General features: G+C 71.9%; 15 protein-coding genes. 7 read left to right on the top strand and 8 right to left on the bottom strand.

The features are described from left to right. The first annotated feature begins 14 nt into the window (after window positions 1-14). The gene (locus GPA04_RS00510; RefSeq protein ID WP_156221264.1) at window positions 15-416 is read left to right on the top strand and encodes a VOC family protein; all 402 of its coding nucleotides are present in this window, start codon (window positions 15-17) and stop codon (window positions 414-416) included. A gap of 31 nt (window positions 417-447) precedes the next feature. On the opposite strand, the gene GPA04_RS00505 is transcribed toward GPA04_RS00510, so the two are convergent. After that, window positions 448-1,272: a TspO/MBR family protein gene (locus tag GPA04_RS00505; protein WP_156221262.1), complete on the bottom strand. Its 825-nt coding sequence runs from the start codon at window positions 1,270-1,272 to the stop codon at window positions 448-450. 384 nt (window positions 1,273-1,656) lie between these two features. Here GPA04_RS00505 and GPA04_RS00500 point away from each other — a divergent pair, with 384 nt between their 5' ends. Continuing rightward, window positions 1,657-3,864, top strand: coding sequence for a family 43 glycosylhydrolase (locus tag GPA04_RS00500; RefSeq protein ID WP_162458480.1), 2,208 nt, complete (start codon window positions 1,657-1,659; stop codon window positions 3,862-3,864). A gap of 4 nt (window positions 3,865-3,868) precedes the next feature. Here GPA04_RS00500 and GPA04_RS00495 read toward each other — a convergent pair whose 3' ends face one another. Together GPA04_RS00495 and dapA are read right to left on the bottom strand one after the other, a co-directional pair. Continuing rightward, the gene (locus GPA04_RS00495) at window positions 3,869-5,554 is read right to left on the bottom strand and encodes a ribonuclease J (protein ID WP_156221258.1); all 1,686 of its coding nucleotides are present in this window, start codon (window positions 5,552-5,554) and stop codon (window positions 3,869-3,871) included. Then, window positions 5,551-6,459, bottom strand: a complete 909-nt coding sequence (gene dapA, locus GPA04_RS00490; RefSeq protein ID WP_156221255.1) for a 4-hydroxy-tetrahydrodipicolinate synthase — start codon at window positions 6,457-6,459, stop codon at window positions 5,551-5,553. The genes GPA04_RS00495 and dapA overlap by 4 nt, the downstream gene beginning before the upstream one ends. Before the next feature lie 87 nt (window positions 6,460-6,546). On the opposite strand from dapA, the gene GPA04_RS00485 reads away from it, so the two are divergent. Continuing rightward, window positions 6,547-7,080: a GNAT family N-acetyltransferase gene (locus GPA04_RS00485; RefSeq protein ID WP_241680504.1), complete on the top strand. Its 534-nt coding sequence runs from the start codon at window positions 6,547-6,549 to the stop codon at window positions 7,078-7,080. Between the two features lie 16 nt (window positions 7,081-7,096). Here the strand turns inward: GPA04_RS00485 and GPA04_RS00480 are convergent, their stop codons facing one another. Further along, a complete protein-coding gene (locus GPA04_RS00480) occupies window positions 7,097-7,996 on the bottom strand; it encodes a DUF5937 family protein (RefSeq protein ID WP_156221253.1) in 900 nt (299 codons plus the stop codon). Between the two features lie 252 nt (window positions 7,997-8,248). On the opposite strand from GPA04_RS00480, the gene GPA04_RS00475 reads away from it, so the two are divergent. Beyond that, on the top strand, window positions 8,249-8,935 hold the full coding sequence (locus GPA04_RS00475) for an isocitrate lyase/PEP mutase family protein (RefSeq protein WP_206674071.1): 687 nt from the start codon (window positions 8,249-8,251) through the stop codon (window positions 8,933-8,935). A 28-nt stretch (window positions 8,936-8,963) separates the two neighbouring features. On the opposite strand, the gene GPA04_RS00470 is transcribed toward GPA04_RS00475, so the two are convergent. Continuing rightward, window positions 8,964-9,749, bottom strand: a complete 786-nt coding sequence (locus GPA04_RS00470) for a LysR substrate-binding domain-containing protein (RefSeq protein ID WP_241680503.1) — start codon at window positions 9,747-9,749, stop codon at window positions 8,964-8,966. Between the two features lie 50 nt (window positions 9,750-9,799). Between GPA04_RS00470 and GPA04_RS00465 the strand changes: the two genes are divergently transcribed. Beyond that, on the top strand, window positions 9,800-10,192 hold the full coding sequence (locus GPA04_RS00465) for a DUF5997 family protein (RefSeq protein ID WP_156221249.1): 393 nt from the start codon (window positions 9,800-9,802) through the stop codon (window positions 10,190-10,192). Between the two features lie 4 nt (window positions 10,193-10,196). After that, complete coding sequence (gene dapB, locus GPA04_RS00460; protein ID WP_206674070.1) at window positions 10,197-10,937, top strand: 4-hydroxy-tetrahydrodipicolinate reductase; 741 nt, start codon at window positions 10,197-10,199, stop codon at window positions 10,935-10,937. A 35-nt stretch (window positions 10,938-10,972) separates the two neighbouring features. Here the strand turns inward: dapB and GPA04_RS00455 are convergent, their stop codons facing one another. Together GPA04_RS00455 and GPA04_RS00450 are read right to left on the bottom strand one after the other, a co-directional pair. Further along, entirely contained in the window at window positions 10,973-11,596 is a 624-nt protein-coding gene (locus GPA04_RS00455) for a TIGR00645 family protein (RefSeq protein ID WP_156221247.1), read from the bottom strand. 91 nt (window positions 11,597-11,687) lie between these two features. Then, window positions 11,688-13,031, bottom strand: a complete 1,344-nt coding sequence (locus GPA04_RS00450) for an MFS transporter (RefSeq protein WP_156221245.1) — start codon at window positions 13,029-13,031, stop codon at window positions 11,688-11,690. Between the two features lie 128 nt (window positions 13,032-13,159). On the opposite strand from GPA04_RS00450, the gene GPA04_RS00445 reads away from it, so the two are divergent. After that, the gene (locus GPA04_RS00445) at window positions 13,160-14,008 is read left to right on the top strand and encodes a LysR substrate-binding domain-containing protein (protein WP_156221243.1); all 849 of its coding nucleotides are present in this window, start codon (window positions 13,160-13,162) and stop codon (window positions 14,006-14,008) included. A gap of 23 nt (window positions 14,009-14,031) precedes the next feature. Here GPA04_RS00445 and GPA04_RS00440 read toward each other — a convergent pair whose 3' ends face one another. Beyond that, entirely contained in the window at window positions 14,032-15,390 is a 1,359-nt protein-coding gene (locus GPA04_RS00440) for a M16 family metallopeptidase (RefSeq protein WP_156221241.1), read from the bottom strand.

The following is a 15,390-nucleotide window of genomic DNA, read 5'->3' as shown; positions in this document are numbered from 1 at the left end:
CGTACCGTGTGACGGTGTTGCTCCACCAGGTGGCCCAGCGCGCCACGGATCTCGAGGCCGCGACGGCCTTCTACACGCGTCTGCTCGGCACCGCGCCGCTCGCCTCGTTCGACCCGCCCGGGCTGGTGTTCTTCGCCCTCGACGGCGGAACGCGCCTCCTGCTCGAGGCGAACGCGCCCAGCGCGCTGATCTATCTCCGCGTCCCGAGCGTGCGTGAGCGGGTCGAGCAGCTGCGCGCGGACGGCGTGGAGATCGCGAACGAGCCGCACGTGATCTTCGACGACACCGAGGGCACGTTCGGCGAGCCCGCAACCGAGTGGATGGCGTTCATCAGGGATCCCGAGGGCAACCTCGTCGGGCTGGCGAGCCGCGAGGCACCGCTGCCTGCGGCCGAGAGCCCGTCGACGTCCACCTAGCCGCGGGCCACCGCACCGGCGTTGCGTGCCGTCACGCCGGCACCGGCCGTCCGCCCGCCTCGCGGCGTGCGCGCCGCACCAACGTCACCGCAAGAACCGCCACAACGGCGACGATCGCGGCCACACCGACGATCGTCGAGGCCGGCTCGTCGGTGAGCCGCCCGACGGCGATCCAGGCGAAGCCCCACGCCATCGCCGCGGAAACGGCCACCCGGCCGCCGACCCTGCTCGCCAGCAGGGCACCCACCCCGACGGCCACGGCGAGCACGACGACGCCGATCGACTCCCCCAGCTGCTCGTCCACCCGGACGCCGGAGTCGACCAGCGCTGCCGTCACGTTCGCGCACGTGGCGACGGCGACCCACCCGGTGTAGAGCCCGAGCGTGCCGTCGACGACGATCCGCTCCGCCGTCGTGCGCGGGCGGTGAGCGGTCAGGCCGACCAGGATCCGCCCGAGCACCAGCATCAGGGCGACGATCACCACCACGCTCGCCCAGATCCACCCCTGCTGCGTCACGAGCAACCAGGCGGCGTTGAGGAGCATCGAGGCGGCGATCCACCAGCCCGTGCTCCGGGTGCGCGGGGTCGTCGCGTTCGCCGGCAGCCACTGCCAGATCACGTAGAGCGCGAGGCCGACGTAGATCACCGACCAGATCGAGAACGCCGGCCCCGCGGGTGCCAGCAGCGTGGCGTCCGCCGCCAGCGCCCCACCTGAGCTCTCCTCGACACGGGAGCCGAGCACGCCGACGCCCACGAGGGTGCCGAACAGGCAGAGCACCTCGCTCACGGTGACGCCGATCTGGCGGGCCCGGTCGCGTCCGGTGGGCGTCTCGGCTGTGGTCGGTGCGGTCGTCATGTCGTTCAGCTCCTCGTCATCGGCGGCCACAACCCCGTGGGGCCTTTCGTCAAACTTTGCCAAGAACGAGCAGATGTCGCGCCAGTTCTTGACCCGTTGATGCACGCCACCCAACCTGGTTGCCGGTGGCGCAGCCGCTACGACCGGCTCATCGATGGTGCCAGACGTGCACGAGGTGCCCGCACGCGCGACGTGCACCGGGCGTCGGGACGCCCAGGCCGAACCGTACGGATGCACGCTGCGATCGATCAAGGACGACGAGATCTCGGGGGTCATGACATGCGACGACGTCTCACCATGGGAGTCGTCCTGGCCGTCCTGGCCGGCGTGCTGGCGTCCAGCCCCGGCCACGCGACGCCTCGGGAGAGGACACCTCAGGAGCCCATGAGCACCTACACGAACCCCGTCTCCGCCGGCTTCACCCGCAACTTCGCCGATCCCACCATCATCCGCGGGCACGACGGCTACTGGTACGCGTACGCGACCAACGGCCGCCGCTACGAGGGCGACGACAAGCAGAACATGATGATCAGCCGCTCGCCCGACCTGGTGAGCTGGGAGTGGGTCGGGCCGGTGTTCACCCCCGAGAGCATCCCGACCTACGACGGCAAGCCCGCCGACGCGAACCGGCAGCTCTGGGCTCCGGAGATCGCCTACCTCGACGGCCGCTACGTCCTCTACTACTCCTACGTCGTGGAGGCACCCGGCACGCCCTGGCGCACCGTGGCCGCAGCGACCGCCGACCATCCCGCAGGACCGTGGACCGACACCGGCGAGGTCGTCGTCGGCAACGAGACCTGGGAGGTCCGCCCGGGCGTCACCGAGATCCGCAACAACATCGACCCGGAGCTGGTGACGACGCCGGACGGCAGGCGCTATCTGTACTACGGCTCCGTCCAGGGCGGCGTGCGGGTCGTCGAGCTGTCCGCGGACGGCCTGCGCGCCGAGGGAGACCCCGTGCAGCTCACCGACGCCCATCGCTACGAGGCGCCGTACGTGGTCCACCGCGACGGCTACTACTACCTGTTCCTGTCCGTGATCGGCGGTTGCTGCGCCGGTCCCGCGTCCGGCTACCCGATCATGGTGGGCCGCTCGACCGAGCCCACGGGCCCCTTCGTCGATCGTGACGGCCACTCGCTGAACGGTCCGCAGGGTGGTGGCACTCCCGTGCTGGCACCGAACGGCAACGAGTTCGTCAGCACCGGCCACAACGCGATCGCCACCGATCTGTCGGGCCAGGACTGGATCGTCAGCCACGCGACCGACCGATTCGATCCGTATGTCGCCGGCACCGAGAACGCGCGCGGCCTCGCGCTGACCAGGCTCGACTGGATCGACGGGTGGCCGATCGGGAACGCCGGCCAGGGAATGCCGTCGGGCCCGACGCCCGGACCGAACAACGACGCGTTCATCACCGACGCGTTCGAGAACGGCCTCGCTGCCTGGGAGCCCGCGGCGGGCTGGGAGCACCGCCAGGGCGTGACCGGAGGCTACGCGCACGCCGACTCCGACGCGCCGCTGGTCTCGACCGTGTCGGTCACGGGCGATCTCCGCGTCCGCGCCCTCGTGCGCCTGGCCGCCGGAGAGGGCGGAACGGTCGGCATCTCCCTCCCGGCGCACGGCCCTCACCGCCTGAACGTGTCCATCGACCGCGCGGCGGGACAGCTCGTCGTCTCGGGCCTGCCCGGGCACGGGGGCCGCCCGGCCGTCGCGTCGCTGCCGTCGAGCTTCAGCTACGAGACCTGGCACGAGGTCGAGGTGACCACCTCCGGCGGGCGGCTCGAGGCGGCCGTGTCCGAGTCCGGCCAGTACGACCCGGTGGCCGAGGTCTCCCTACGCATCCCCAACGGTGTGCGCTCGGGGCGGGTGACGCTGTTCGCCGATGCCGCTGGTGCCGACGTCGACGACGTGACGGTCGCCCGGCTGTTCACCCCGGTCACCGAGCGGGTCGCCGACCCTGTCGTGGGAGACCTCGACCCGGCCTACTCCGACGAGTTCGACGACGGCCTGTCCTCGGGATGGACCTGGCTGCGCGACCCCGCAGCCGCTGCCGGTGACGGCGCGCTCGCGTTCGAGATCCAGCGATCGACGCTGATCAACCGGCGCCCGCAGGCCCCGACCCTGCCCTCGCTGCTGCTGCGCGAGATGCCGGAAGGGACCTGGACGGCCGAGACCCGGGTGACGATTCCGTTCGGGGACGCCATCCCCTACGGCTGGCCGCAGGCCGGACTGATCGCGTACACCGACGACGACGAGTGGGTCGAGCTGGCCTACACGACCCGCGAGTCGCGGCGCTTCGTCGCCTTCGCGCGGGAGACCGACAGCGCCGGCTCGGTCGCCTACGGTCACGCGGCGCTGGGCCCCAGCCGGGACACGATGTGGCTGCGGCTGCAGCACACCGTGGCCGAGAACGGCGAGCACCTCTACCGCGCCGCGATCAGCATGGACGGCGTGCACTGGGTCTGGCACGGCACGCGAACCCTCCCGGCCGGACCGCAGCCCCCGGTCGGCCTGATCGCGCAGGACCTGGCCGACCGGCCGGATCAGCCGCCGCTCAGCGCGCAGTTCGACTGGTTCCGCGTCTACCGCTGAACGGTCAGGCCTGGACGACCACCGGGATGATCATCGGTCGACGGCGCAGTCGGGAGGACGCCCAGCGGCCGACGGTCCGGCGGATCGCCTGCTGCAGCTGGTGCGTGTCGTAGCTGCCTCCCGCGGTCGCCTCGTCGAGCGCCTTCTGGATCAGCGGGACAACCTCGGCGAGCCGGGCCTCGTCCTCCGCGACGCCGCGCGCGTGAAGCTGCGGGCCGGCGACCAGCTTGCCGGACTGGGAGTCGACGACCGCGAAGATCGAGATGAACCCCTCCTCGGAGAGGATCCGGCGATCCTTGAGCTCGGCCTCGGTGACGCCTCCGACCGAGGACCCGTCGACGTACACGTAGCCGCAGGGCACGGCACCGGCGATGCGCGCCTTGCCATCGACGAGGTCGACGACGACGCCGTCCTCGGCGAGCACGACCCGCTCGGCGGGCACCCCGGTCTGCACCGCCAGGGCACCGTTGGCGACCAGGTGGCGCACCTCGCCGTGCACCGGCATCACGTTGCGCGGGCGCACGATGTTGTAGCAGTACAGGAGCTCACCGGCCGAGGCGTGACCGGAGACGTGCACGCGAGCGTTGCTCTGGTGCACCACCTTCGCGCCGAGACGCATCAGCCCGTTGATCACCCGGAACACGGCGTTCTCGTTGCCGGGGATCAGCGAGGACGCGAGCACCACGGTGTCACCGGGGCCCACCGAGACCTTGTGGTCACGGTTCGCGATGCGCGAGAGCACGGCCATCGGCTCGCCCTGCGAGCCCGTGCTCATGAGGACCACGCGGTCGTCGGGCAGGTCGTCGACCTTCTTGAGGTCGATCAGCACGCCCTCGGGCGGGTGCAGGTAGCCGAGGTTCTCGGCGATCGTCATGTTCTTCACCATCGAGCGGCCCACCAGGGCGACCCGGCGACCGTGCACGGCTGCGGCGTCCAGCACCTGTTGCACCCGGTGCACGTGCGAGGCGAAGGAGGCGACCACGAGCCGGCCGGTGGCCTGCGTGAACACCCGGTCCAGCACGGGCCCGATCTCCCGCTCGGAGACGGTGAAGCCGGGCACCTCGGCGTTGGTGGAGTCGACGAGGAACAGGTCCACGCCCTCCTCGCCGAGGCGGGCGAAGGCGCGCAGGTCGGTGATACGGCCGTCGAGCGGCAGCTGATCCATCTTGAAGTCGCCGGTGGCGAGGATCGTCCCGGCAGGCGTGCGGACGAAGACCGCGAGCGCGTCCGGGATCGAGTGGTTGACCGCGATGAACTCGCAGTCGAACGCGCCGTAGGTGGCCCGCTGGCCCTCGCGCACCTCGCGGAGCACGGGCGTGATGCGGTGCTCCTTCATCTTCGACTCGAGGAACGCCAGCGTGAGCTTGGAGCCCACGAGCGGGATGTCGGGGCGCAGCCGCAGCAGGTAGGGCACGGCTCCGATGTGGTCCTCGTGCCCGTGGGTGAGCACGATGGCATCGACCTTGTCGAGCCGGTCGGCGATGTAGCTGAAGTCCGGGAGGATCAGGTCGACGCCGGGCTGGTTGTCCTCGGGGAACAGCACACCGCAGTCGATGATCAGCAGCCGGCCGGCGTGCTCGACCACGGTCATGTTGCGGCCGACCTCGCCGAGACCGCCGAGCGGCACGACGCGCAGGGCGCCCTTGGCCAGCGGCGGCGGGGTCCCGAGATCGGGATGGGGATGACTCATCGTTCGTTGTCCTTGAGCAGGCCGTGCAGGACCATCGCGGTGCGCAGGTCGGTGAGCTCGGCGTGATTGGCTTCGACCAGCGGAGATCGCACGGTCGGGTGGTCGATGTGGCCCTGCAGCGCCAGGGCTGCCTTGGCCATGACGGCGCCCTGTCCGCCGCCCATGAGGGCGTCGCAGACGGGTGCCAGGGTGGCGGAGATGTCACGTGCGGTCTCGAGCTCACCGGCGTCGACGGCGGCGACCATCGCGACGTAGGAGCCGGCGAGGAGGTGGCCGACCACGGACACGACGCCGGAGGCGCCGTGCACGAGCCAGGCCAGGTTGAGCGAGTCGTCGCCGGAGTAGAACTCCAGCCCGGTGCGACGCATCCGGTCGAACCCCTGGGCGACGTCTCCGGTGGCGTCCTTGACGGCCTTGACCTGCGGGTGCTCCGCGAGCCGGTCGAGCGTCTCGTCGCCGAACGCGACGCCGGTCCGCCCGGGGATGTCGTAGAGCATCACCGGCAACGGTGTGCTCTCGACGATCGCGAGGGTGTGGCGGAACACGCCCTCCTGCGAGGGGCGGTTGTAGTACGGGCTGACCACGAGCAGGCCGTGGGCGCCGGCGCGGTGGGCGGCCTGGGCGATCCGCACCGCGTGCGCCGTGTCGTTGGAGCCTGCACCCGCGATGATCATCGCTCGGTCGCCGACCTCGTCGACGACGGCGGTGATCAGCTCGTCCTTCTCGGGCGTGTGGGTCGTGGGCGACTCACCGGTGGTGCCGTTGACCACGAGGGCGTCACAGCCCGAGGCGACGAGGTGGGTGGCGAGTCGGCGCGCGCTGACGAGGTCGACCGAGCCATCGGGAAGCATCGGCGTGACCATCGCCACCGAGACCGAGCCGAAGCTGCGGGACGGGTGGACCATGACGCCCCACGCTACCGGTTCGGAGGCCGATCGTGCGCAGCAGCACGTGGAGGATCGCGCGACCGCTCCACCTCATAGGGTGGCGGGGTGAGTCACAGCCACGGTCTGACCGCCGACGTCAGCGTCCGTCCCGGCCTGGAGGAGGACGCCCGCGCGTGGGCGGCGATCCAGGTGGCCGCCTGGCGCTCCTCGTACGCGACGCTGTGGCCCGCTGAGGCGCTCGCCTCGCTCGACGTCGTAGCCATCGAGGCCTCCTGGCGCGCAGCCCTGGCCGACCCGCCGACGGCGAAGCACCGGCTGTTCACCGCCTGTGCGGGTCCGGTCGTGGTCGGGTTCGCGGCGCTGGCCCCGGCTGCCGACGAGGAGGCCACGGGCGAGGTCGTGGCGCTGGAGGTGAGCCCGGCACGCCGCTCGGACGGCCACGGCTCCCGGTTGCTCGCGGCGTGCGCCGACGTGCTGCGACAGACCGGCGCTGCGGCGATCCGCACCTGGTCGGTCACCGGCGACGAGGGTCGCGCGGCGTTCCTCCAGGGTGCCGGTATGGCGCCGACCGGCCTGGTGCGGACCGTCGACGTGCTCGGCACCGAGGTGACCGAAGAGGCCTGGCGCGCGAGCCTCTGAGGGATCGCCGGCTCGGTCAGCCCCCGAGCGACCTGGCGACGAGCCCCTCGCCCAGCGGGGTGCGCGCGTAGTAGACCCGACGGCCCTGGCGGCTGGCGCTCACCGTTCCTGCGCGCGCGAGGATCCGCAGGTGCTCGTTGACCGTGGGCGGCGTCAGCGCGAGCTGCTCGGCCAGGTCGGAGGTCGTCATCGGGATGTCGAGGAGCCGCAGGGCCTGCGCCCGGGTGCCGCCGGTGAGCTCGGCCAGCCCGTCGCTCTCGCGGGCCGACTGCCAGAGCGTGCCGATCCCCCGCGGCGCATAGGCCACCGTGAGCGGGTGCGCGTGGTGGTTGAGGACGAGCGGGTCCGGCCACGTGAAGGCGCTGGGCACCAGGACCAGCTCGGTCGGAGCCGCCGCCAGCGGCTCGTCGAGGCAGGCCGTGCGGAGCGTCACCGTGTCGCCGTCGACCTGCAGCCGCGGGTGCAGCTCCGACAGCGAGCGCGCGAGCCCCAGATCGGCGGCGCGGGCGCCGCGGTGGGCGATGTCGGCATCGGCGAGCGCCTGCAGCCTCGGCCACGAGCGCGCCAGGCGCAGGTCCCAGAACCGTGAGAGCTCCTCGGTCGCCGACACCAGCAGCGCCGCAGGATCCTCGGCGAACGCGGCCAGGGCGCGACGACGCTCGGGAGAGCGGGTGGACGAGGCCAGGTGCCGCAGGTCCGCGACGACGTCCTCGAGCGGGGTGGCGCGGATCCGCTCCAGCTCGGCGTCGTGCACCCCGACCCGGCCGGTCGGCGCGGGCGTGAGCAGATCGGCCATGTGACCGGTGGGCGGCACGAGCAGGTCGAGCGTGCGCAGCGTGAGGCGCGCGTCGGCCAGCGCCGCCCGCGTCTCGGCGAGCCATACCGCGTGGAAGGCGTGGGACCCCTGGGCGAGCACCCGCAACGCCGCGGCGGCCTCCCACAGCGGCGAGGTGGCGAACCGGGCCCGCAGGGCGGTCTGGGGCGGCAGGCTCAGCGTCTCCAGGATGAGCCGAGGATAAGGGAGGAGCCGAATTGTGGACGGGTTCGCAACCGCCGGTCAGGCTGAGGCGGCACAGCCCATCCAGCACCCGAGGAGCTCATCCATGTCCCGTCCCGACACCCGTTCCGCCGATCTGCTGCGCTCCTGCACCGTTCGGACGACCCGATCGTGCTGGTCAACTGCTGGGACGTCGGCTCGGCGGTCGCGGTGGCCCGGTCGGGTGCCGCCGCTGTGGCCACGAGCAGCTGGGCGGTCGCGGCTGCGGCCGGTGCCGAGGACGGCGAGCAGCTGGACCTGGCCTCGGTGCTGGACCTCGCCCGCCGCCTGGTCGCGGCCGTCGAGGTGCCGGTCTCGATCGACCTCGAGCGCGGCTACGCCGACGACGTGGCCGACCTGCCGGATGTCGTGCGAGCCGTCGTCGAGACCGGCGTCGCGGGCATCAACATCGAGGACGGCACGGTCGACGGCGTGCGCGAGAGGGCCGAGCAGGCCGAGCGGTTCGCCGCGGTGAGCCGCGCCGCCCAGAGCCGGCTGTTCGTCAACGCTCGCACCGACGTCTTCCTGACGTCGGACCACGGTGAGCACGCAGGGCTGGTGAGCGACGCCGTCGAGCGTGCTCGTGCCTATGCGGACGCCGGGGCGGACGGGTTCTTCGTGCCAGGACTGCTCGACGCCGGTCTCGTCGCCGACGTGGTCGCAGGGAGCCCGCTCCCGGTGAACGTCATGGTCTCCACGAGGGAGCAGGCACGCGCGCTCGCCCAGGCCGGTGCCGCGCGGATCAGCCTCGGCCCGGCGGCCTACCTGGCCGCGATGGAGGCCGTCACCGCCGACGCGGGGGCGTGGCTGGCCGCGTAGGTGAGTCAGGCGGCGCCGCGGCGACGCGTCATCGGCGTCTCCTGCCCGCGCGTCCCTGCGGCTTGGCGCCGCGCTTGCCCGTTCCGCGGGCGGCGCGGCGCTCGGCGGCCGGCTGCTTCGGCGACGCGGGAGCCGGCTGCGGACGGCCCCGCGAGCTGTTGACCGTGCGGCCACGCACGATCCCGACGAGATCCTCGGTGCGGTCGTCGGCACGCTCGATCGACCACGCGAGCGCGACGGGTGAGGTCGGCGCGTCCGCCAGGGCCCTGGCCGTCACGTCCCTGCGGTGGTGCAGCCGCGCCAGCGATCGCGGCACCACGGTCACCCCCACGCCTGCGGCGACCAGGGCGATCGCGTCTCCCGTGGTGGGTGGCACCTCGCGCGGCGCTCGCCCGGGCGCCGCGGGCGCGCCCGCCTGCGCACCGGGCGTGCCGGCCCAGGGCACCACGTCGTCCGCAGGCCGCAGCAGCACCTCGTCCGCCAGATCCGTGCCGTCGACGACCTCGTCGTCGTCCAGGGCGGCCAGCACGTGGTCACGCGAGACCACGACGACGGACTCCTCCTCGTAGAGCACGATCGCGTGGAGGAGGTCGCGATCGACCGGCGGTCGCAGCAGCACGGCGTCGAGACGGCCCGCGAGGAGCTCATGCTCGGCATCGGCGGCCTCGACCTGGACGAGCAGCAAGGGGACGTCACGGTGACGGTCTCGCCACACCCGTGCCCACTTCGCCGGGGTGACCCCGGGCACGAACCCGAGCCGGAAGCCGGGATCGAGGCCCTCGGCGTCGCCGTCAGCAGATCCGGGCAGCTCCACCGGGCCAGCGTATGCGCGAGCGTGCGATCGCGCGGTCCTACCCTGGTCCCATGACCACAGAGCCCTCGCCGCACGCGATGAAGCCGGCCACCGCTGCCAAGAAGCTCGGCGTGCACCTGCCGGCGACGCCGGAGGAGTTCCGTGCCGGAGGCATCACGCGGGAGCACCTGGCCGAGCTGCAGCAGAACCCGCCGGAGTGGTTGACCGAGCTCCGCCGCAACGGGCCGCACCCGCGGCCCGTCGTCGCGGGCCGGCTGGGGATCTCGATCTCCGGTCTCGCCCGTGGCGGGGTCGAGGAGGCGCTGACCACCGAGCAGATCAACGCGCTGCGGCAGGACCCGCCGCCGTGGCTGGTGGCTGAGCGCGAGACGCACGCCAAGGTCGTCGCCGAGGAGGAGCGGCTGCGGGCCGCTGCCGCGGCGCGCACCGACGAGCCCGGCTGACCTCGTGGCGGGCCTGAGAGTCGCGGTGATCGGCGCCGGCGGGCGCATGGGGCGGACCGTGTGCGAGGCCGTGGAGGCCGCGACGGACCTGGAGCTGGTGTCGCGCCTGGACGTCGGTGACGACATCTCGTCGTTGCGCGGGGTGGCGGACACCGGCATCGACTTCACCGTCCCGGATGCGGCTGAGGCGAACGTGAACGCGCTGATCGGCGCCGGTGTGCACGCCGTCGTCGGCACCACAGGGTGGGACGAGGCTGCGTTGCAGCGGGTGCGCGATCGTCTGGCCGGTACCCCGCTCGGCGTCGTGATCGCCCCGAACTTCGCCCTGTCGGCCGTGCTCGCGATGCGGTTCGCCGCTCAGGCCGCGCGCTGGTTCGAGAGCGTCGAGGTCGTCGAGCTCCACCACCCGGACAAGGTCGACGCACCCTCCGGCACGGCGGTGCACACGGCGCGGGCGATCGCCGCCGCACGGCGCGAGGCCGGACTCGATCCGGCACCGGATGCCACGTCGTCCGGCCTCGAGGGTGCCCGCGGCGCCGATGTCGACGGCGTCCCGGTCCACGCGGTGCGGCTGCGCGGCCTCGTGGCGCACGAGGAGATCCTCCTCGGCAACCCCGGTGAGCTGCTGACGATCCGGACCGACTCCTTCGACCGGTCCTCCTTCATGCCCGGGGTGCTGCTCGCGACGCGGCGCGTGGTCGAGCGGCCCGGGCTCACGGTCGGGCTCGATGCCCTGATCGACTGAGTCGACCCTGCTGGTCAGCCCATCCGGTCGTCAGCTCAGAACGCCGCCGGGTCCTTCGCAGCCCTCGCGTCCTCGGTCTCCGACCCTGCGCGCGCGGCGCGCTGGTGCGCAGTCAGCGACATCCGGTCGATCCAGGCCAGAGCCATCGCGGAGACGATGAACGCCAGATGGATGACCGTCTGCCAGAGCATGTCGCTCTCCGTGGGCGACGGGATGCCCTCGATCTCCTGACCCGAGGCGATGAACGTGCGGAGCAGGTGGATCGAGGAGATGCCGATGATGCTCATCGCCAGCTTCGTCTTCAGGACATTGGCGTTGACGTGACTCAGCCACTCGGGTTGGTCCGGGTGACCGTCGATCCGCAGCCGCGACACGAAGGTCTCGTACCCACCCACGATCACCATGATCAGCAGGTTCGAGATCATCACGACGTCGACCAGCCCGAGGACGGCCAACATCGTGCTGGCCTCGTTCATCTCACCGGGATGCAGGATCACCTCGTGGATCAGGTGCCAGAGCTCGACCATGAACTGCCACACGTAGACGAGCTGCGCGACGATCAGGCCGAGATAGAGCGGGGCCTGGAGCCACCGCGAGAAGAAGATCAGATGACCGAGCGGTGCGATGGGGCGCTGCGGCTGGTTCGGGGACGACGTCACGGCGGGAACATTAACAACGTGCGCTGAACCTGACGATCAGCCGGGGCCGCTTCACGGCCGCACTGTGGTGCACACCACTCCGAGGGCCAGGTCAGGCGGCGCGGTGCAGGTCGCGCGGCCGCACGTACACGAACCCGCGACCGGGGCGGTCGTGCAGGATCAGCCTCGGTCGGAGCCCGCGGCGGTGCGCCAGGATCGTGCCCACGACGGCGGCACCGAGCAGCGGTCCGAGCCCGGTCACGACCATCGCCGTCTGCGCGCCCGCGTGATCGGCCACGAAGCCGATCAGCGAGCCCGCGACCGCCTGAGCCCCGAAGAACACCATGATGTAGACCGCCATCACCCGACCGCGCATCGACGGTGCGACGGTGGTCTGGATCAGGGTGTTGCCACCCGTCAGGTAGTAGAGCGACACCGCGCCGACCGCCACGAGCACCGGCACGAACAGCGCCTCGGTGGGCATCAGCGCGGCGATCACCTGCAGCAGCCCGAGCGCCATGGCCAGATACACCAGCTGGCGAAGGCCCACGCGGACACGGCGGGCGGAGGCGACCGAGCCGATCACGGCACCCATCGCCACCGCGGCGCTGAGCAGGCCGTAGCCACCGGCGCCCGAGGCGAACACGCTGTCGGCGTAGGCCGATAGCACGGTCGCGAGATTGATGCCGGTCAGCGCGACCATCCCGACGAGCACCACGGTCCAGAGGATCTCGGGTCGCTCGCCGACGTGCTGCAGGCCGGCCCGCAGCTGGCCCGGTTCACGCGAGACGCGCGGCGGTGCCGACAGCGTCGTCGGGTTCATCTTCGCGAGCAGCAGCACCGCCACCACACCGGCCGCCGCGTTCACCAGGAACGAGGGGCCCTCGCCGAACGCGGCGATGCTGACACCCGCGATCGCCGGGCCGGTGAGCGCGCCCAGCTGGAACACGGTCGAGTTGAGGCTGATCGCGTTGCGCAGGTTCTCACCGCCGGCGACCTCGACCACGAACGACTGCCGGGCGGGGTTGTCGGGAACCGTGGCCAGCCCGAGCAGCAGCGCGCTGACCAGGATGTGCCAGGGCTGCACCAGGCCGGTGACGACGAGCACGCCGAGCACCAGAGCCGAGGCCGCGAAGATCGACTGCGTGATCATGAGGATCGCGCGCTTGCTGTACCGGTCGGCGAGCACACCGCCCCACAGCCCGAACAGCAGCATCGGCCCGAGCTGCAGGGTGACCGTGAGCCCGACGAGTGCGACGTTCCCGGAGAGCTGAAGGATCAGCCAGTCCTGGGCGATCCGCTGCATCCACCCGGCCGGGTTGGTCAGCAGCTGTGAGGCGACGTAGAGGCGGTAGTTCGACTCACGCAGCGCGGGGAACGTGCGGAGGAGGCCACGCCGTGGCGCGGAGGAGAGTGCGGTGAGGCGGGCGTGCGGGCGGGGTGCGGCGAGGGTCACAGGTTCCTGGGGTCTCGGGTCGTATCGTTTCGATACTCGAGGTTACCCAGCACGGTGATCTCGATCGAACTTATCCGCCCTATAGTTGCGATTACGTACTGTGATGAGCGTCTCAGAGGGGTGGCGTCGTGTTCGAGCCGCAGCACCTGCGCACCTTCCTCGCCGTCACCTCGACCCTGAGCTTCACCCGTGCCGCGCACCTGCTGGGGGTCAGTCAGCCGAGCGTGAGCCAGCAGATCAAACGGCTCGAGCAGGCCGCGGGCCGGCCGTTGCTGACCCGCGACACCCACTCGGTCCAGCTGACCGACCACGGCGAGGCGATGGCCGGTTTTGCGCGCGCGATCCTGGCTGCGCACGAGGAGGCGGACGCCTACTTCGCCTCCCCCACGATGACCGGGCGGCTGCGGTTCGGTGCCGCTGACGACCTCGCACTGGCCCAGCTCCCGGGCGTGCTGAGAGCGTTCCGGCAGCTGCACCCCTCGATCCAGCTGGAGCTGACCGTGGGGCAGACGTCGATGCTGCGCCGCCGCCTCGACGCGAACCATCTCGACCTGGTGTTCGTCAAGGAGGCGCCGGGTGCGACCACCGGCACCCTGGTGCGTCGCGACCCGCTGGTCTGGGTCGCCATCCCCGGGACCCGGCTGGCGCCCGACGAACCGATACCGCTGGTCGCCTACTCGGCGCCCTCGCTCAGCCGGCTCACGGCCACACGTGTGCTCGCCGAGGCCGGCCGCACCTGGCGGATCACGTGCAAGGTCCTCGAGGTGAACGGGGTGCTCGCCGCGATCCGCGCGGGTCTGGGCATCGCGCCCTTCCCCGGTTCGCTGGTGCCGAACGACCTGCAGGTGCTCGCCGCCGGTCCCCATCTCCCGGCGCTCGGCGACGTCGACCTCACCCTGCTCGCCAACCCGCTCTCCGAGCGCGCCCCGATCGAGGCGCTGACGACGGCGATCCTGCGTCACCGCCCGGCGGGCTGAGCCCACCGCGGCGGCAGCGCCGCTCAGGTGAGGTTCGGGAGCAGCCGAGCCGCGACGTCGTCCTCGTAGGGACCGACGACGACGAGGTGGCGCGGCTGGGAGGCGAGCTCGGCGGCCAGCGCACGAACGTCCTCGGCGGTGACCGCCTGGATGCGCTCGAGGTTCTCCTCCACGGTGCTGAACTCGCCGAGCGTGAGCTCGGCCCGGCCCAGCCGCGACATGCGTGAGCTCGAGTCCTCGAGACCGAGCACCAGGCCACCGCACACCTGACCGATGCCGCGCTGCAGCTCCTCGGCGTCGGCGGGCTCGGACGCCAGCAGCTCGAGCTGCTCGATCAGGATCTCGACGACGTCCGCGACCTTGCCGGGGGCGCAGCCCGCGTACAGGCCGAACAGCCCGGCGTCGGCGTAGCCCGAGGAGAAGGAGTAGACCGAGTAGGCCAGCCCGCGGCGCTCGCGCACCTCCTGGAACAGTCGTGAGCTCATCGATCCGCCGAGGATGGCGTTGAGCACCGTGAGCCCGAACCGCCGATCGTCGCCGGCCACCAGGCCCAGGCCGCCGAGAAGCACGTTCGCCTGCTCGGTGGGGCGGGACACGGTGACGGCGGAGCCGCGGGTGGGCATCGAGGTCACGTCGCCCGGGTGGCGGCGCTGCGCAGGTCCGGCGGCATCCGGCATCGGCCAGCCACCGGCCTCCACGGCCGCGAGCACCTGGTCGCACAGCACGTCGTGGTCGACACCACCGGCGGCGGTGATCACCAGCTCGCTGGGGTTGTAGGTGCGGCGGTAGTGGTCGAGCACCGCATCGCGCGGCACGGCCTCGATGGTCGCCGGCGTGCCGCCGATCGGGCGTCCGAGCGGGTGGTCGCCGAAGACGGCCGCCGCGAAGCGCTCGTGCGCGACGTCGGTCGGGTCGTCCTCGTTCATGGCGATCTCTTCGAGGATGACCCCCCGCTCGCTCTCGAACTCCTCGGCGTCGAGCAGCGACGAGGTCACCATGTCGAGGATGACATCGGTGGCCATCGGCAGATCGGCGTCGAGCACACGCGCGTAGTAGCAGGTGTGCTCCTTGCCGGTGGCGGCGTTGGCCTCACCACCGACGGCGTCGAAGGCCGACGCGATCGCCATCGCCGAACGCGTCGGCGTGCCCTTGAACAGCAGGTGCTCGAGGAAGTGCGTCGAGCCGTGGTGGCCGTCGCTCTCGTCGCGAGAGCCGACGCCCAGCCACGCCCCGATGCTGGCCGAGTGCTGACCGGGCATGGCCTCGGTCAGCACTCGGATGCCGCCGGGGAGCACGGAGCGGCGCACGTGTGCGCCTGCTCCGGTCTCCACCGTCAGCTCGGTACCCGGCGTGCCGGCCGGTCCGAGGATCAGCTCAGACAT

Source organism: Pseudactinotalea suaedae (genome assembly GCF_009733815.1).
GTDB classification, from domain to species: domain Bacteria; phylum Actinomycetota; class Actinomycetes; order Actinomycetales; family Beutenbergiaceae; genus Pseudactinotalea; species Pseudactinotalea suaedae.
The sequence above is the reverse complement of the archived record's forward strand: the minus strand, read 5'-3'. Positions and strand labels throughout refer to the sequence as shown.